This window comes from Flavobacterium sp. DG1-102-2, from assembly GCF_033042555.1.
Lineage (GTDB): Bacteria > Bacteroidota > Bacteroidia > Flavobacteriales > Flavobacteriaceae > Flavobacterium.
This window is the reverse complement of record NZ_JAWLIK010000003.1, coordinates 314,029-333,159: the sequence shown is the minus strand read 5'-3', so window position 1 is coordinate 333,159 and position 19,131 is coordinate 314,029. Positions and strand designations below refer to the sequence as shown.

Genomic DNA, 19,131 nt, shown 5'->3' with positions numbered 1-19,131 from the left:
TTGTTGAATTCAAAAGCAATATTTTTACTCGTATTCAATCTATAATTAAGAAAAAGTGAAACCGGCAGCAGATAAAATAGAAATAGCGAAGCAGCTCCAGGCAGGCATTAATGCTATGCAGGGAATGGGAAAGCAATCCCATGAGCCCGCTATTGGCCTAGCCCCTTTTGCCGCTGCCTTTCCCGAAAATACGTTCCCCACGGGGGCGATTCACGAATTCATAAGCTATGAAGCAGCCAACGCAGCGGCAACTACCGGATTCATGGCTGCAATTATAAGCAAACTGATAAAACAGGGCGGCCTTTCCTTATGGATTACAGGCGTAAGAAAAAATTTTGCCCCGGGTCTAAAACATTTTGGGCTGGAGCCTGACCGCATTGTCTTTATCAATACATCACGTCCTAAAGAGGCACTCTGGATTATTGAGGAAGCGCTAAAATGCGAAGCGCTTACCGCAGTTATAGGCGAAATTAAAGAACTGAGCTTTACCGATTCCAGACGGCTGCAGCTGGCTGTAGAAAACAGTGGCGTAACAGGATTCATCCATCGTTATTGCCCCCGTACCGAAAATGCCGTTGCCTGTACCACGCGCTGGAAGATAACACCCTTACCCAGCCTGATTACAGACAATTTACCCGGTGTAGGGCAAAGCTCATGGGATGTGCAATTGCTAAAAGTTCGTAACGGACGGCCTAATGCCTGGCAGATAAGCTGGTCAGGCAAAAACTTTGTACCCCTTGCAGATAAACATTTTGTTATACCGGTTTTAAACGAACGACATACAGGATAATGCCACGATATGCCTCAATAGCTTTTCCTTTTCTGCTGACAGAATACGCAGCCAGAAAACAGCCCGAATTATGCGGCAAGGCCTTTGTTATGGCTTCACGCCAACGCGGAAGGATGGTTATTGACGCAGTAAGCATGCAGGCTGCAAAAAAAGGAATTGCTAACGGTATGGTACTGGCCGACTGCAAAGCTGTTTTTCCTGAACTGGGGATGATGGAAACAGAGCCGGGCAGGACAGAAAAAATTTTGCAGGCATTGGCAGAATGGAGCATTATGTATACGCCCTATGCTGCCGTTGACCTGCCCGACGGATTGCTATTAGACATTAGCGGCTGTGCACACCTTTGGGGTGGCGAGGAGGCTTACCTTGAACATATCACGGCTAAGCTAAACAGTTACGGCTACACTATTCAGGCGGCTATTGCAGATACGATTGCCTCGGCATGGGCTGTGGCACGTTTTGCAGAACCCATGACGATAGTTAAACAGGGCAAACAGCGCGATGCATTACAAAGCCTGCCTCCTGCGGCATTACGGCTGGAGGCCACCATCCTGGCACGTTTAAAAAAACTCGGTATGCGGCAGATAGGAAACTTTATCAATATGCCGTCTTCGGCTCTTCGAAGGCGTTTTGGTAAAGAACTTCCCAAAAGAATCGCACAGGCTTTAGGAACCGATATAGAATGGATAGTACCTGTACAACCTGTTGAACCCTATCAGGAACGGCTTTCGGGCATGGAGCCCATCGCATCTGCCATAGGTATCACGATTGCCTTACAACAGCTTTTAGAAATGATCTGCGCACGGTTACAAACTGAAGGACTCGGTTTGCGTAATGCTGTATTCAGGTGCTACCGCGTAGATGGCATAGTGCAGCAACTGGACATTGGCACCGGCCACCCGTCGCGTAATACAACACATTTATTTAAACTGTTTGAACATAAGATCGCGACATTGGAGCCTGCACTGGGTTTTGAAGTATTTGTACTGGAAGCACCAAAGGTAGAACCGGTAACCGATGAGCAGGCAGCCATTTGGAATGCAGCTACGCAAAACGACAAAAAAGTAGCAGAGCTGCTGGATCGGGTAACGGCAAAAATAGGCCCCGGCGCCGTGAGCCGCTATTTACCGGCAGAACATCACTGGCCGGAACGATCTATAAAACAGGCCGTTCCTTTATGGGAGAAGCCTGTAACAGAATGGCGTACAGACCTGCCCCGCCCTATTCATTTACTACCTGTCCCCGAAACCATAGAAGTCTCGGCTGTACTGCCCGATTATCCGCCTATGTTATTTCGCCATAAAGGGACACGGTATTCTGTTGCCAAAGCCGATGGCCCTGAGCGTATTGAGCAGGAATGGTGGCTTTCAGACGGACTGTACCGGGATTATTATGTAGTCGAAGACGATAAAGGTGCCCGGTATTGGCTGTTCCGCTCCGGCCCGTATGACGGTGATTATCCTAAATGGTTTTTACACGGTTTTTTTGCATGAGCTATACAGAATTACAAATAACATCAAATTTCAGCTTCCTGCGCGGGGGCTCACATCCCCACGAAATTGTGGAACAGGCTGCTACGCTTGGCTACCGGGAAATCGCCATTACCGATTATAACACCCTGGCCGGCGTAGTGCGTGCCCATGCTGCCGCAAAAAAATCAGGCATACGGCTTATAATAGGGTGCAGGCTGGAACTGCTGGATGGACCTCCCCTGCTGGCATATCCTACAGACAAAGATGCCTATGCACGGCTCTCTGCCCTTTTATCCACAGGCAACCTGCGCGCCGAAAAAGGTAAGTGCCACCTTTACAAAAATGATGTATATAAGCATGCACAAGGAATTCTATTTATTGCCCTGCCACCGCTTTTATTAAATGAAGCATTTGATTTTGATGATACCTATAAAAATACACTGAGCGAGTACCGCAACAATTTAGGAAAAGCGCTTTACCTGGGTATGAGCCGTTCCTACCAGGCTAACGATAACAAACGCCTGCACCGCATTGCAGAATTATCTGAAGCCCTGGATATAAAGCTTGCTGCTACTAACGATGTGCATTATCACGAACCTGAACGCAGGCAGCTACAGGACATACTTACCTGCATTCGCGAAAAATGTACCATACACACAGCGGGTTTCCGCCTCTATCAAAATGCAGAGCGTTACCTTAAGACTGAAGATGAAATGCAGCGCTTGTTCAGGCATTATCCCGAAGCGTTAACTGCTGCCCGTGAAATAGCCGATGCGTGCCAATTTTCCCTGAACAGCCTTAAGTATATTTATCCCGAAGAAATTACATCCGGCGGACGCACACCGCAGGAAGAACTGGAAATGCTTACCTGGCAGGGCGCTAATGAGAAATTTATTGACGGCATACCGGAAAAAGTTGCAGAGAACATTCGTTATGAGCTTGAATTCATGCAACGAAAGAATTATGCCTCTTATTTTTTAACAGTATACGACTTTGTTCGCTTTGCGCGGCAGCGCGATATTTTGTGCCAGGGGCGTGGTTCGGCAGCAAACTCTGTAGTATGTTACTGCCTGGGCATCACATCGGTAGATCCGTCTAAATTTAAGGTTCTCTTTGCGCGCTTCATGTCTGATGCACGCGACGAACCGCCCGACATTGACGTTGATTTTGAGCACGAACGCCGTGAAGAAGTTATTCAGTATATCTATGAGAAGTACGGGCGCGACCGTGCAGCAATCGTGGCTACCGTAACACAGGTACACTGGAGAGGCGCCATACGCGATGTGGCTAAAGCAATGGGCTTATCTACAGATGCAGTTGACCGCCTTGCGGCCTCTATACAGGAATTTCGCGATGAGCTTGACGATAGCCGCATTACCTCTGAAGGTTTTAACCTTGCCGACCCGCACCTTTTGAAAACTTTAGAGCTTACAAGGGAGTTTGTAGGATTTCCAAGGCAATTAGGACAACATACCGGCGGTTTCATAATTACCAGGGACAGGCTATCTGACCTGTGCCCCATACTCAATGCGCGCATGGAAGAGCGTACCAATATAGAATGGAACAAAGATGATATTGAAGAACTGGGATTTTTAAAGGTAGATGTGCTTGCTTTAGGAATGCTTACCTGCATTCGCAAGGCTTTTGACCTGTGCAAACAGCATTATAATAAACACTATACCCTTGCTGATATTAATAAGGAAGAAGACCCTGCAGTCTATGAAATGATAAGCCACGCAGATACATTAGGGGTATTCCAGATAGAAAGCCGTGCCCAGATGTCTATGCTGCCAAGACTAAAGCCAAAATGCTTTTATGATCTTGTTATTGAAGTTGCCATTGTACGCCCGGGCCCTATACAGGGAGATATGGTACACCCTTATCTTCGCCGCCGCGATGGAACTGACCCTATACATTATCCATCCCAGGAATTAAAAGAAATATTAGGGCGCACGCTGGGTGTACCATTGTTTCAGGAGCAGGCCATGGAGATTGCTATTGTTGCAGCTGGTTTTACACCTGCCGAAGCCGATGGGCTGCGACGCAGCATGGCTACTTTTAAGGCTAAAGGCAAGGTTAGCGACTGGGAGAAAAAACTTGTTGCCGGAATGATAGCTAAGGGGTATGAGGAAGATTTTGCCCGCCGTGTGTTCCGCCAGCTGGAGGGCTTTGGTTCGTATGGATTCCCCGAAAGCCATGCGGCAAGCTTTGCCTTATTGGTCTATGTTTCTTCGTATATAAAATGCTATTATCCTGATGTTTTTGCAGCAGCGCTGCTCAACAGTATGCCCATGGGTTTTTACCAGCCCGCCCAGATTGTTATTGATGCCCGCAATCATGGTGTAGAAGTACGCCCTGTAGACATCAACCATTCCTCATGGGATAATACCCTGGAAGAAAAATCAGGAAGGTATTTTGCCCTGCGGCTTGGGTTCAGGCAAATAAAAGGATTATCGGGCGATGATGTACAGTTACTGATGGATGCACGTAAAATGCCTTTTAAACATATACATGCATTGCTCGATGCCGGGGTATCTATGGCTGCCCTTGAAAAACTGGCAGATGCCGATGCGTTCCGCTCCATTGGCTTTGACCGCAGGCAGGCGCTTTGGGAGGTTTCTTCGTTATCAGACAGCCCTATAGGAATGTTTGAGGGGCAGCCTTCGGAAAGTGCTGCAGAGGGTCAGCTCTCACTACCATTGCTTACCGATGCCGAACACATAGTAGAAGATTATGCTACGGTGGGACTATCGCTCAAGGCGCATCCTGTAAGTTTTGCACGCCGGAGGCTGGAGGCTATGCGGGTAATGCCAACAGGCAGCCTTCCTACTATGAAAAACGGCGACATTGTAGCTGTAGCAGGGCTGGTTACTGTACGGCAAAGGCCCGGAACCGCTAAAGGTGTAATCTTTGTTACCATTGAGGATGAGACAGGTTTTGCTAACCTGGTAGTTTGGGGAAAGGTTTTTGAAACCTATCGCAGGGATATCGTTCAGGCGCGCCTGCTCATGGTACAGGGAAAAGTGCAGATTGAAGGGGAAGTTATACACATCATTGCAAATTCATGCTATAACCTTACCTATCTGCTGAGAACAGGCGATGAAAGTGTGGAGCCACAGCCTGATGCAGATACAAAAGGCAAAACACCGGAAGCTGTATTCCATAAAGGAAGAAACTTCAGGTAAATGCACATTGGTCAATACTAAAAGCCCTTAAGCATACAAACTATGCTTAAGGGCTTTATAAACAAACAGCTATCAGTTGCCCCGGCTATTAATTTTCGCGTACATATTGTTTATCTATCTGGCTTAAGATCGTAGGATCCTGTATCTCATTGTCTTTTGCCAGTAAAAGCACCTTAGACAAGACCTCTGCCGATTTAGGGTCGTCATCTGCAAACGGCAGGAACAATCTGCCCCTGTGCTGCGAATGCACCGGCAATATAGATAAATATTTACCCGGAACCTGGTGCACGATGGCGCTACCCAAATGCACACTGTAATTAGCCAGTTTACCCTGTATATGGGCATGATTGCCTTTTACCTCAACATTAGCAACCTTAAACAATCTAAGGGTTTCCCTAAGCAGCACCGACCTCATTTCTATAGATGAGTGGCTTGCCTCAGGATCTACACCGCCCACGTGGGCAACACTAACCACAAGGTCTATATCGCGCATTACCTCTGAGAAAATACGCGGGTTTATATCTTTAAAAGCTATGTTTTTATAATCTTTTAATGAATGGAATTCGATGGTCTCAAGGGTTGGGCTTTCTACATCGGCAGGAGAAAACCAGTTTGCCATTGCATACATTTTAACCTGGTAGCCTTCTTTATGAAACACCTTTTGCAGGCCTTCTTCATAATCAACCCTCCATCCCCTGCTTTTCAATAAAGCCAGTGTTTGCTTAGGCTGTACCTGATGGCCGGCATATCTGCGGGATATTGATTTTTCGCCAAGCTCATCGGCGGTAGGTACATACAGTTCCCTGAATACCTGCTTAAAGGGCTGCTGGATCTTATTATCAAAATAATAAGACTGATAGTCTGTCCATACTTCATTTTTATGCAGGTCATAACAATGCGCAATCCTCAGGGTCTGATTTTCAGCTAACGCAAAAATTTCTCCATGTGCACTTATAAGGCTGCCATCCTTGTAAAAACCTGTCGTATTGTCGTTAGCTATAAGCACCAGCTTTTCAAGGTGTTTAGAGATAACAGGATGTTCAAAAAGGTTACTGATTTCTGAAAACAAAAATTCATCACCGCGAATCATACTTTCTTCCAGTCCTTTTCTTGATCGTGTCCATTGCTCGCGCATGGTTTTCCTATAATTGGTCAGTTCAATATACCCTTTATCTTTCTTAACATTTGCCGGAATTGTCTTTAATTCCTTATCGCCTTTAATAGCAACCACATCAGCTTTTCCGTCGCTATTTACAATTAAACGTATAGTTGTGCCTTCAATAGTTACTTCGGTTTCTTTAGACAGGATATTCTGGACCTGTTTTGTCTCCATTGCCCACGTTAAACGTACAGGATCAGGATATCCTGCATTACGCGCCAGGTTTTCTAATGCAACCCTGATAGCCAAAGCCTCGCTGGTTTGTTTCATAGATCCAAACTCCCTGCTCTCTTTTTTAAACTGCTGAAGGTATTCGTACCGGGTTAACACATCCTTTTCTGGATTTGCCTTACTAAGCGGTACTAAACCATACACGCGCAAATAATCCTGGTCTCTTTTCTCTTTCACTTTTGCAGTAACCTCTTTTATTTTGAGGTCGCCGGTAATCGTATCGGCATATAGCCTGGCTCGCCTGTGGCCGTTGCCGTCGGTTACAAATTTGGCGGCATCATATAGTAGTTCCCATCGTGCTTTGCCTAATTTTTTATAGGCGGATACAAACCAATCCCTGTCTACAGCGCCATCTTTAAAATCCTGCAGGTCAATCGCCGAAAATTTAGCTGCTTCACTTTCCAGTTCAGAATTCACATCACTGTATGCAGCAGTTTTGGTATGGGCGTGCAGCCACCAGATGCCTTCGTCCAGTCCGTTCCAGCTTAAATAGCTGCTCACAAATTTTTGCCATTGCGGTGCATATATGGCCGCCTGTATAAGCCTTTCCTCCGGTATTTTTGCTTTTTCTACAAAGTCGTTAAAAAGTTCCTGTGTATCTGATTCTGACGGATAACATCTTTTTAATAAATAACTGAATAGCTTTTGCCTGTTAAGCTCAGTATATCCCCAGGAATAAATATAACCCTTATAGAGGCTTTGCTTGCCAAGGCCCGAAAGCAGCTCTGCAAAGCGGTTAATGCCGTATATTTTTTCGAACCCCTGCACAAGATGTGTTACAGAGGTATTAGAATCGCCGCGTTTTAACTCAATATCTAAAAAAGTATCCCTTATCTTGTCGACCATCGGCTCTAAAAATGGGAACTTCTTTAAAAGGTTTGCACTATCAAAATGGCGGTAATGATTAGTCTTTCCCGTTAGGACAGAAAGCCTTTCGCTCTCAAGAATGCCTTCGTACACTTCGCCCTTTGTAATAACATTTTTTTCAAAGGCCAAGCCATATACATATATAGGCGGTTTATTGACAGCTATGTTCCTTTCCAGTCCTGAGAACTGTCTCCACCTGTAGAGATTCCACACCTTAATGCCTTGCTCCGGCGTGAGGTTGTTGAGGGATATGGCGTTCAGGTAAACATCAAAATGGCCCTGGTTTTGCCAACCGTCCCCGTTTTCATGCCTGTAATAATATTCGTTTTTAGCAGGCTTATACTCATAATTCAGTACCGATTTTGGCAGGTCGGCAAACAGCATGCTGCAGGCATCAATAAGAAATTGCTCTTTTTCTTTAAACGGATACCTTAACTGTAACGACTTGAGGATATCTATAAGAGGGTTGTTCCAGTAATAGCCTTTTTGTATGGGGTTAGGTATAAAGTCCTGATGGTAAAAAACGTGTTTTTCAAGAAAATCCCTCCACACCTTCCTGTCGCAATTGCCTACAAGAGTGAGCAGGAATAAATCGCTTTCTGTCAGTCCTGAATTTTTAAACCACTCTGACCAGACATCGAATAACGGATAATTATCGGCTATTTCTTCTGCACTTGCAGTTTCAGGCAATCTTTTTACTCCCCTGAAAGCATTACCCAGCAGTATCGTTTCTTTACTGTTATCATAGTTTTCAACCTCGTATTCATAGTTTTTATGCCGGTCGAATAAATCGTTCAGTTTCTTTATCTCATTCTTTATAACCGAAACCGGTTTAGAAAATCCGTATTGGTTTGCCTTTACAGCAACAGCATAGCGTGAATCTTTATCGGGTACAGGCAGCGCATAATTGGATATTTGCTTTGGATCATAAAATCCATAGCCGTTCTCCTCACTCAGGACTTCCTTTTTTTCCTGCGGAAGCAGCTGTTCCATAAACTTCAGCTCTTTCTCAGTAATTTTAGGGCGTGCGGCATATTCTTTAACCCAATCATTTACTTTCTTTTCCAGCCTTTTGTTTTTCTGGAGCTGCAGCATTATATCAAGGGCAGACATACGCTGTTCTACATCGCCATTATCTAAAATATCGCTAATCACATTTTCTATCTTAGCTTCCTTCTGCTCAAGTATAATTTCTATCAAATGTTTTTTCAGGGTAGCATTCCTGCGTTTAAGCAGGCTGTTAAACAGTGCCATCTCTTCGTTATTTATATCAACCCTTTTAAGAGTATTCATAGCCGTTGCTACGAGTGCCTCGCCCCTGTCTTTTAAAATACGCAGGGCAAAGCCCCTTTCAAAATCTGTTGGTGTCCTTTTAGTGTTGGTATTACTATTTAAGCTGCTATAGCCATAGCAATAAAAGTCTTTCAGAATCCTTTGGGTAAGCGTGCTCCTCAGTTCTATGGAGAATTCCTCAAAATGGTTCAGTATGCGTTCCAGCCTTTCATTATTTTCTCCAATAAGATTAATGGCGGCCGTATAGAGATCATCTTTTTGAAAAGTAACCGTAAGCCATGAAAAGACCTTGCCTTCAAAAGCTTTTTGCTTTATGGTTGTGCTTTGAGCCAACGCATATGTTTTTTTAAAGAAATCAGGATAATCAGCATTTTGTACATAAAACTGAGATTTTGCATTCGCCAACAACAATCCGTTCATGCGTGGCAGGGCAAAGGCCAGTATTTGTAAATCGTCAAACTGCAACGCCTTGTAATACAATGGCATTTCTATATAAGGGTCCTGTGTTTCGCCTGCAAACTTCAGGGCTAGGCATTTTTTTTCTACAGTACCTTTCTCTAAAAGTTCGTGCAGGTAGGGCACCGTTTTTTCTACATCAAAAACGCCCTGTACCCACAGGGCCATATACACTTCATTATTATTTTTACTCTGTATGCCTTTTGCAATAGATGCCGGATCTGCAAAATAAGATGCTGCCAATTGCAGTATGTTTTTTACCGTGGCTTCCTTCTCGGCATCCCATCCTAATCCCGCCCAGGTATCTACTGCTCTTACAACCGATGAAAAACGCGTAAGCTTATGTTCTAGCACCACTTTTATCATGTATTCCAGTGCCCCTATATCTGTTTCGTCCAGCGCTTCAAGAATAGTTTGGCGCAGGCCTTCCTGTCGTTGTGCGGCGAGCAGCAATTTTTCTACAAGTTCCCAGCTTTCCTTCTTAGCAGAGTTTAACAATGCCTTGATTATGTTGCGTGACACCTTACCGTACGGATGCTTATTGAATAAAATATCTTCAAACAACTGGTATATTGAAGTATTTCCTGAGTCTAACATTGCCGACCAGATCATGAACTGGCCTGCAGTATTAGTAACCTCTGTATCGTAACATATCTGTTCTTCTGTAGTCAAGTCATAATATGTACCTTCAGGATAGCCGTATACTTTTGAACCGCTAAGCAGCGACCTCAAAAAATTGATTTGATTTACGAGCAGGTACCTTTCATTATTTGGCGCCCTGAATGACCTCCTGGCATAGCCCAACTGATACATTTTATGAGGAAGCTTATCCCATGCCTGCTTGACGAACTCTGCCTGCTCAGCGCCAAAAAAGTAAACCAGCAGCTCATGGTAATTTTTATCATTCCACATACCTGGTTTTATCCATTTTGCCAGCTCATCACACTTTTTAGAGCCTAACGAAACAGAGGCTCCCGTATAATCGGTATCAAGACTAACCAGGGCCAGGCCAAATTCGGCTACTTCCTTTTTAAGCTTATTTTTAAGCAGCAGCCTGGATACCAGATTACTTTCGGCAATTTCTTTTAGTTCCTTCTTATATTTTTTAACGGGATTCCCTGTTACCTTATTTTTAAGAATTGATTCAACAGACATATTGATTTGATTGATTAGTTTTAAATACTACCAGAGACCGCCAGCTAAAAAAGTAAGCCTGATAAAAGTTAAAGGCTTATTTTCCTGCAAATCTATTTTCATATCCAGAGCGGATAATTCGTCATCCCCATAAAAAACAGTGTAGATGCCATCCTGAAAAGCCAGCAGGGCATTTTCTATTGCCGCATCGAGATTGGGCTTTTGATGATTGTAAATAGCCCCAAAGCCTGCCTTACCTGTATCGGTTAACACAGATAAATAATTTTCTTTGGGGTGGTGTGTCTTATCCTGATCATCAGACTCAAATGAAGAGCAGTTAAACATATCCACCTGATGCTTTACCACCAGCTCTATAATTTTTTGCGTAGTTATTACCGAAACTGAGGTATCTAACTCCAATTGCTTTTCATTTAGTATCGGGTACTTTCTCCCCAATAGCCTTACAGAAATACTGACATTCATTATTAGCGGTTTGAATGCTAAATATAAAGTTTTTCTATGTAATTCTTACATTTTGCTGCATCAATTGACCAAAACTTAATTTTAGGGGCAGTCATAAGACTTACATTTAAAATTGACTAAATTGCGGTTAACTATACAAACACACAAACATTATGAACGACGATACTATAGCTAAAAAACAGGAGCTGATTGAAAATGCATACAAGTCTTTTAATGCAAGAAATATTGATGCAATCCTGAATGTTATGCATCCTGACGTAAAATGGTCAAGAGCCTGGGAGGGCGATTACGCAACAGGGCATGAAGACGTAAGGGAATACTGGGAACGCCAATGGAAAGAAATAAACCCTAATGTAAATCCTGTTGGTTTTTGTGAACGCGATAACGGGACTTTTGAAGTAACTGTTGACCAGTTGGTAAAAGATTTAGAAGGAAACATTTTATTTAACGGAAGGGTGTTCCACATCTATGTTATCAACGACGGAATGATTTACCAAATGGATATTGAGCAAAATTAGGCGTATTAGCCTGTTAAATATATTTATATATACAAGTATATTCACATAAAAAATTCCCCTTACAATTTGCAAGGGGAATTTTCTTCAATTTAAATGTTTGGGAATATTATTTTTGAGCGAGGCCTCGTGTTAACCAACCTCTTTTGTTTGCTGTAACTATGGCATAAGGGGTAATCCAGAACAAGCCAAAGGTATATAAAACGCTATACGAATATGCCCAGAAGGACTGTGCAAGATTGTATCTTTTTGCGTAAAACAATACCGGAAAGCTTGACATTACCAATATGCTGAAAAGCGTAGAGCTTAAGAACAATACAGGATGCACAACGATAAAGAATAACATAAACATTAAGAAAGGATAGGTCATTACAATCTTTAAAGCCTGGTTTATAAACAGCAGCCTTGCTCCTGCTTTATTACCTTCCCTAAAGTTTTTAAAGACGAACTTAGACATCATTATGTTTTCACGCACGTTACTCCTGTCCCATCTGATGAACATTTTGTATAATCCGCTGTATTTTTCAGGAACGTCTGTAAGTACATAAGAGTTTCTTTGGAACAATACTTTGAATCCTTGTTTAAGTATCATGTTTGTCATGGCACGGTCTTCACCAATGTCTGACGGCTGCCCCATAAACGTTTGATTAATCCATTCAGGAAGACATTCAAAAACTGCTGAGCTTCTGTATGCTGCAAGTGCTCCAGGAGTACACATAACAGTACCAAGCCTGCTTTCTACAGAACGCATGAATTCAAAACTCATTACAAAACTTACGTTAAGCATTTTTGGAATGATGCCCTTATCTTTATTAAGCACCCTTACGTTACCCGCAACAGCACCACAGTCTTCGTTTACTACAAAGGGGCTTACAAGATTTCTAAGTGTATCTTTTTTAACGATAGAATCGCTGTCTACCGTTACAAATATTTCTCCCGTTCCCAGGTTAAAGCCACGGTAAAGCGCATGGCGTTTTCCTTTGTTTTCTGGTTGTTTGTATATTGATAAACGATCGCCTAGTTTTTCTTTAGCCAGCTTCATGTATTGCCATGTGTTGTCTTTACTTCCATCGTCTACGGCAAGAAGCTGCAATTTTTCTACAGGATAATCACTTTCAGCAAGGCTTATAAGAGTATCAAGCACAAGTTTACCCTCATTGTATGCAGGAACGATAACGGTTACCGTAGGCAGCAAATCATCTGAAACCGATTCGATAGGCTTGTATCGCAGGTAAAGAAATACATTGTAAAGAAAGAAAACGAACTTAAATGCAAATAATGCCGTAGCAATCGCAAAGAATATGAATCCGAAAGTGGTATTCATCCTGTCAAGGTTAAACTGTTCAAAGTCGTCTTGCAGTTCGTATACTACATAACCTCCACCCAGCATAAGTACAAAAGTACCTATAAGCACTAAAAGCGATAAAGGCTTTTTAGGGTCAGATGGTTTCTTTTTAAACTCGTTATTTGTCTCTTCTTTCTTTTTTATTACAGCAGCCGGTTCAGGTTTTAATGATTCATTATAAACTCTGAAATGGTTTTGCTGACCTGCAATACTTTTTGAAGCGTATAGTTGTTTGGCAGTAATTGTGTCGCTTTTCATGGGTGTGGATCTTATGGGTTCAATTTCATTCTAAATCGACAGCATCGTGTAATATTATCGACATATGAGATTAAGCAAGCCCCGTGCCATAGCCCTTTTGCACGTACTACAAGGGTTTCGCTACTTGTTTTATGTGGAAAAACTGTGGAATTATTCCACAATAGAAACTGAAATTCCACACATTTATTAAGACAATACTGATTAATTATTTTTAATGGATTACATTTACCAGTAACATTTTTTAAATTCCTGTTACAAAAACTGTCGGTAAGCGTCATATAAGTAATCCTAAACCAATAGCCATGAACCAAAGATTATCTATTACACTTTTTGCTTTTTTACTTTGTACACTAAACATTGCTGCACAAGCAATTACTGGTAAGGTAGCAGACCGGCAGCAGCAACCTATTGAATATGCCAACATTATGATAGGCGACACCTATGGCGTTATGAGTAATACTGAAGGTGTTTTTACCGTAAATACTGAGGGACTTGCTCCCACAGATAAAGTTATCATTTCATGCATTGGGTTTGAGAGTGTACAATTGCCGCTTTCTGAACTGAAAGAAGGCACATATAATCTTAAAGAGAAAATTAATGTCCTTGATGAAGTATTCATTACAAACAAAAAGTTATCTGCTACAGAAATCCTGACGGAGGTAATCAAGAATGCACCTAAAAATTACGCGCAAAAAACGGTAAAAGAAACATACTTCCTACGTTCGTCTAACAGCTATAAATTACTTGACAGCCAGTTTGAACTGCTTAAGTCATCGTTAGACAGTAAAGCGACATTAAAAGAAATAAACAAAGAATTTGCAGAAATGTCTAAAAAGACAAAAGGTAAAACCTCTAAAGATTTTAGCGAATACTATGGTTTTCTATATGAGCAGAACAGCCTGAAAAAATTAGCTGTAGAAAAAGCCATTCAGCTTAAAAACAATGAGAAAGACGTTTCAGGCGAACAAATGAGCGGAAAGGCCATAGAACTTATCAAAAAATATCTTGATCCGGGTGCAACTTATAAGGTAAAATCTGGAATTATACCTATTGATGACTCCCTGAAGATTAACTCCCCTAAGAAGGATGTAAAGACAGATATAAAAACTGCGTCGTTAAGAAACAGTATAACGGCGCTAAGCAGTTCGCTAAATAAATTTTATACTAATGAGGAACTGGATTTCTTTACAGAATTTAAGAAATATACTTATACCCTTGAAGGTTACACTACAATGAATGATGAAACTATTTACATAATTGATTTTAAACCATTAAAAAAATCGGCTAATTATTACGGTAAAATATATGTAAATGCATTCGACTTTGGCGTTGCAAAACTTGAATATAACCTTGTTGAAGGCAAAACAGAAAGCAGTGTAAGCCTTAAGTTTTTACTCGGTGTAAAAATGGTTGAAGACAGAACGAAAGTATCGGCAACATATACAAAAAGTGAGGATGGCAAATATGCTTTAAACTTTGTAAAAAAAGAGTCAGGCACTTACGCTTACATGAATCGTTCCCTGAAATTTACCAAAAATAAGGCCGATAAAAATGAAGAAACCAAAATGATCAAACTGGATTTCCTTGGCGAATTTGACAACATGAACATTAAGGAACTTTTTATTATTGACAGGAAACCTATAAGCGACGACGAATTTAAAAACGTTACAGAAAACACCACCTATAATCTCAATTATATTTCTAAATACGATCCATCGGTATGGAAAGATTACAATGTTCTTGCACCGGTAGAAGCCATCAAGAATTATAACTAACAGTATATGCCTTTATCGCCCTAATCTCATTAGGGCGATTTTGTTTTAACGCGCTTTTAATACTTAGCAAAATCTTAAAGGCAGCTGTGTTACAAATCGCATTATCTACCTTTACAAAACTATAATTACGTGTTTCCTGCCTGCTGTAACGAAGATGACGGGCGTCAGTCGGTTGAGGAGGCTGTAAAGGGGTCATACACTTTCCGCCCGTTCGTATATGGCATTAAAAACCTACGCCGGCGCATTTTATGCGGAAACCGGTCAGCAACACAACCGCCATCCGGCAGGAAGCAAAATTAAACAGTCATAAAAATGCCCCTTACAATTGTAAAGGGCATTTTTTATTATACTGTTACATTACCATTTAGCAGAAAGTTTCCGTAAAAATCAGGAATATCGCTTTTAAAAATAGCATCCGCGACTTCCTGTACAGGATATTCAAGTTTTACTATTTCGGCAGTTATACCTTGTTCGGATATTCTCAGGATTGCATATGATGCGAGCCTGTCTGCTTCTCTCGACCTTCCTACAGAACCGTCGTTGAGCAAAAGCCTTTTATCATTTCCACCCAGTAGTATTTCTTTTTGATAAGCAATATGCGTATGCCCCATTACGATTACATCGGCGCCGGACAAAGTGAGCATTCCCTCCAGATCTTTTGAATCGTGCCCTACATGTATGTATTCGTCATTACTGCGGGTGCTAGCATGCACAAGTAATACCTTCCTGAACGTATCTTTTATTTTATAACGAAGTTCTATTGTGTAAGGAAGCTGCGACATCCACTTCTTGTTAGCCTCTGTAATGGTATCTTTAGAGTGATTGATCGCTTTTGTACGCTGCATTGTTTCTTCGGCGTCGTGGTGCGGTATAGGGATTATCGGGTTGTTAAAGGCTAAACGCTCATCATGATTACCTAAAAGGCACGGAATCTTAAGATCCCTTATGCATTCTATCACTTCGTTACCCCAGGGAGCAAAATCTACAAGATCGCCCAGGCAGTACATCTGGTCGATTCCTCTTTGCTCTATATCTTTTACTACTACTTTTAAAGCCGGCAGATTGCCGTGTATGTCACTAAAGATAGCTATCTCTATCATCTTTCATTGATTATGCAGCAAAGTTAGGGCATAACTTTTAAAACGTTCATTATTTGTGCTATTCAAATATTACTGTTCATTATTTTTTTAATCTTTATTACATTTGCCCAAACTGATAATTAAATGCTGTCCATACTCATCCCCACCTATAATTATACTGTATATCCTCTTGTAAAAGATCTGCATGACCAGGCTGTGAAGGAAAATATCGTGTTTGAAGTAATTGTAATGGATGACTGTTCTACAGCCTTGGCAACTATTGAGCAAAATAAGCATATAGATTCTCTGTCCCACTGCAGGTTTATGCAGCAGAAAACGAATGGCGGCCTTGCGCAAAACAGAAATACCCTTGCAGCGGAGGCAAACTATGAAAACCTTTTATTTATAGATGGTGATGGTATCATAATATCTGACTCGTATTTAAAGGACTATCTTAACAATACTACAAACAATGATATAATTTATGGTGGCAGGAAACATCCTGAGAATGTAAACAAAGAAAATCAAAAACTACGCTGGAAATACGGCCTGCTTATAGAAGATACCACTGCTGAACAGCGTGATACTGCGGTGTATCAAAAACTGCTATGCAATAATGTATTAATCAAAAAACATTGTTTTGATGTGGTGGCATTTGATCCTGAACTACGCAAATATGGCCATGAAGATACACTATATGCCTATCAGGTAAGCCTGCTGAAACTAAAGATAAAACATATTAATAATCCTGTTGAACATGGCGACATAGACCCTGCCGAAGTTTTTTTAAATAAAACTAAAATGGGGCTCGTTAATTTACGTATGCTTTACAGGCAGGGTAAAATAGATTCCGGTTTTGTGAAAATGCTATCTATATACCGCAAGTTTAAGCGAACAGGATTAAGCGTGCCTGCAGGCTTATTCTATAAGATGTTTGAAAAAGTAATGTTTAAGAATCTTACATCCGGTAATCCTTCACTGTTTGTATTTAATTTATACAGATTGAGCTATATTTGTTCTTTAAAAGCATAATGTATGTATGGTATAGCTAAAAAGCTGGCGATAAAAATAATTGGCAAAAAGAAAATCTTTAAATATGAGCAGGCTCTAAGAAAGATTTACGCCGCAGGCTACACCGGCAGTAAACACCAATGCAACATCTGCGGCAAAAAATTAAGCCGTTTTATTATACTTCCCCACAATAACGATAAACTATGCCCAAGCTGTGGAAGTCTTGCACGCGACAGGCGATTATGGCAAATTGAAAACAGCGGATTTATTAAAGAAGGTATTACCTTTCTTGATTTTTCTCCCTCTCGAAGCCTTTCTAACAAACTAAAGAAAGTTAAAAGCATAAAATATATAAGTACAGACTTATCAGGAAATTTTAATGCCGATCATCGATATGATATTACCAATATTGATCTTCCCGATAGTAGTATAGACCTCATTGTATGTTATCATGTTCTTGAGCATATTGATAATGATGCACTGGCAATGACCGAACTGTACAGGATTTTAAAACCGGGAGGGCACGCCCTGATACAGACACCTTATAAGGAAGGTGATATATATGAAAATCCCTTGATAAAATCCCCGCAAGAGCGTGAAATTCATTTTGGGCAGGACGACCATGTGAGGATTTACACTGTACACGGCTTAAAACAACGACTTGAAAATGCAGGTTTTGATGTTGAAGTCAAAACTTTTAATGCTAATGCTTTTAACGGACTTACCGCAAATGAAACTATTTTAATAGTGCGCAAAATATAATAGTATGCCATTTTTTTCTGTCGTAATACCACTTTATAACAAAGAAAATTTTATTGCTGAAACGCTAAATAGTGTATTGGCACAAACTTTTACTGACTTTGAAGTGATTGTTGTTGACGATGTTTCAACGGATGGCAGTATATCTGTTGTTGAAAAAATAAAAGATGATCGGATAAGGATCATAAGGCACGAAAAAAACAAAGGCCTTTCTGCCTCACGGAACACCGGAATTAAAAATGCTGACAGTGAAATGATAGCTTTTCTTGATGCTGATGATTTATGGAAAGAAGAATTTTTAGAAAGCATGGCCGGTTTATCTAAAAAATATCCGCAAGCGTCAATGTACGCCTCAAAATATGAAGAAGTTTATAACGAGGTATATGTAGAACATGATTTTTCTGCTCAGGAAGGATTGGTACATGATTTTTTCATCAATAATTTAAACCAGACGATATACTATCCGTCTTCCCTTTGTGTAAAAAAAGAGGCTTTTGATGTAATAGGCCATTATGACGAATCAATAACTTTTGCTGAAGACCTTGATTTTAATATACGAGCCCATCTTGCCGTAAAAATGGCATACGCAAACAGGCCATTGATGATTTACAGAATGGCATCTGAAAACCAGATTACCCATTCAGGTCTCAAAAACAGGAGCATTACCGATTTTGATAAATATGAGGCTTTGTACCCTGCCAGAAAAGACCTTAAAAAATACCTGGATTTTCACCGTTACATAATGGCAAAACATTATAAACTGGATGCTAACACACAAGGCTATAAAAAAATGCTGAAGGGAATTGACCTTTCCAGCCTTAATTATAAACAGATTGTATTGCTATATGCCCCTGCATTTATTTTAAGAGCAATAAAAAGAATAAAAGGATTGCTGATAAAAAATGGCCTTAACCCTACTTCTTATTAGTCCTCACATAGTCTAAAAAGTCGGCATATTCGCGTATGTAATCTGCTTCGTCATATACTCTTGAAGCTATTACCATACACACTGCCCCTGATGAGAAATTTTCGAGTTCGCGCCAAATATTATTGTTTATAAGCAGGCCTTTGTCGGGTTTATTAAGTGTTATCGTAACTTCTTCAGTACCGTCTTTAAGCACTACATCAAAACTGCCCGAAAGCGGTACTAAAAGCTGCTGCAGGTTTTTATGTGCATGGCCTCCCCTTGATGCAGAGCTTGGCACATCATAAAGGTAATATACCCTTTTAATATCAAACGGAACTACATCGAGCTCAATTACGCCAATATTGCCTTTGGCATTTTGTATTTTAGGTATATCTATGAGCTGTATCTCCAT

Annotated in this window: 13 protein-coding genes; 8 read left to right on the top strand and 5 right to left on the bottom strand. The window is 41.1% G+C overall.

The genetic code is table 11. The features are described from left to right. The first annotated feature begins 55 nt into the window (after positions 1-55). From R1T16_RS06825 to R1T16_RS06815, 3 genes are read left to right on the top strand one after another with little or no spacing between them, the layout of a single operon-like run. The gene (locus R1T16_RS06825) at positions 56-790 is read left to right on the top strand and encodes a hypothetical protein (protein ID WP_317500352.1); all 735 of its coding nucleotides are present in this window, start codon (positions 56-58) and stop codon (positions 788-790) included. Beyond that, the gene (locus R1T16_RS06820) at positions 790-2,283 is read left to right on the top strand and encodes a DNA polymerase Y family protein (protein WP_317500351.1); all 1,494 of its coding nucleotides are present in this window, start codon (positions 790-792) and stop codon (positions 2,281-2,283) included. Before R1T16_RS06825 ends, R1T16_RS06820 begins: the two co-directional genes overlap by 1 nt. Continuing rightward, entirely contained in the window at positions 2,280-5,447 is a 3,168-nt protein-coding gene (locus R1T16_RS06815) for an error-prone DNA polymerase (protein WP_317500350.1), read from the top strand. Before R1T16_RS06820 ends, R1T16_RS06815 begins: the two co-directional genes overlap by 4 nt. An 88-nt stretch (positions 5,448-5,535) precedes the next feature. Here the strand turns inward: R1T16_RS06815 and R1T16_RS06810 are convergent, their stop codons facing one another. Beyond that, positions 5,536-10,608, bottom strand: coding sequence for a DUF4132 domain-containing protein (locus tag R1T16_RS06810; protein WP_317500349.1), 5,073 nt, complete (start codon positions 10,606-10,608; stop codon positions 5,536-5,538). A gap of 27 nt (positions 10,609-10,635) precedes the next feature. Further along, positions 10,636-11,070: a hypothetical protein gene (locus R1T16_RS06805; RefSeq protein WP_317500348.1), complete on the bottom strand. Its 435-nt coding sequence runs from the start codon at positions 11,068-11,070 to the stop codon at positions 10,636-10,638. A 152-nt stretch (positions 11,071-11,222) separates the two neighbouring features. Here R1T16_RS06805 and R1T16_RS06800 point away from each other — a divergent pair, with 152 nt between their 5' ends. After that, positions 11,223-11,588 (top strand): nuclear transport factor 2 family protein, encoded by a 366-nt coding sequence (locus R1T16_RS06800; RefSeq protein ID WP_317500347.1) that lies wholly within the window; start codon positions 11,223-11,225, stop codon positions 11,586-11,588. A gap of 106 nt (positions 11,589-11,694) precedes the next feature. Here R1T16_RS06800 and R1T16_RS06795 read toward each other — a convergent pair whose 3' ends face one another. Continuing rightward, positions 11,695-13,188 (bottom strand): glycosyltransferase family 2 protein, encoded by a 1,494-nt coding sequence (locus tag R1T16_RS06795; RefSeq protein WP_317500346.1) that lies wholly within the window; start codon positions 13,186-13,188, stop codon positions 11,695-11,697. Positions 13,189-13,490: 302 nt separating this feature from the next. On the opposite strand from R1T16_RS06795, the gene R1T16_RS06790 reads away from it, so the two are divergent. Then, a complete protein-coding gene (locus R1T16_RS06790) occupies positions 13,491-14,963 on the top strand; it encodes a carboxypeptidase-like regulatory domain-containing protein (RefSeq protein WP_317500345.1) in 1,473 nt (490 codons plus the stop codon). 344 nt (positions 14,964-15,307) lie between these two features. On the opposite strand, the gene R1T16_RS06785 is transcribed toward R1T16_RS06790, so the two are convergent. Then, positions 15,308-16,063 (bottom strand): metallophosphoesterase family protein, encoded by a 756-nt coding sequence (locus R1T16_RS06785; protein WP_317500344.1) that lies wholly within the window; start codon positions 16,061-16,063, stop codon positions 15,308-15,310. A gap of 123 nt (positions 16,064-16,186) precedes the next feature. On the opposite strand from R1T16_RS06785, the gene R1T16_RS06780 reads away from it, so the two are divergent. Genes R1T16_RS06780 through R1T16_RS06770 form a run of 3 tightly spaced genes read left to right on the top strand, consistent with a single transcriptional unit; the run spans position 16,187 to position 18,740 of the window. Continuing rightward, on the top strand, positions 16,187-17,074 hold the full coding sequence (locus tag R1T16_RS06780) for a glycosyltransferase (RefSeq protein WP_317500343.1): 888 nt from the start codon (positions 16,187-16,189) through the stop codon (positions 17,072-17,074). A 3-nt stretch (positions 17,075-17,077) separates the two neighbouring features. Continuing rightward, positions 17,078-17,815 (top strand): class I SAM-dependent methyltransferase, encoded by a 738-nt coding sequence (locus tag R1T16_RS06775; RefSeq protein ID WP_317500342.1) that lies wholly within the window; start codon positions 17,078-17,080, stop codon positions 17,813-17,815. A 4-nt stretch (positions 17,816-17,819) separates the two neighbouring features. Next, the gene (locus R1T16_RS06770; RefSeq protein ID WP_317500341.1) at positions 17,820-18,740 is read left to right on the top strand and encodes a glycosyltransferase family 2 protein; all 921 of its coding nucleotides are present in this window, start codon (positions 17,820-17,822) and stop codon (positions 18,738-18,740) included. Here R1T16_RS06770 and R1T16_RS06765 read toward each other — a convergent pair. Beyond that, positions 18,727-19,131, bottom strand: a complete 405-nt coding sequence (locus R1T16_RS06765; RefSeq protein WP_317500340.1) for an FdtA/QdtA family cupin domain-containing protein — start codon at positions 19,129-19,131, stop codon at positions 18,727-18,729. The two genes, R1T16_RS06770 and R1T16_RS06765, sit on opposite strands and share 14 nt — an antisense overlap.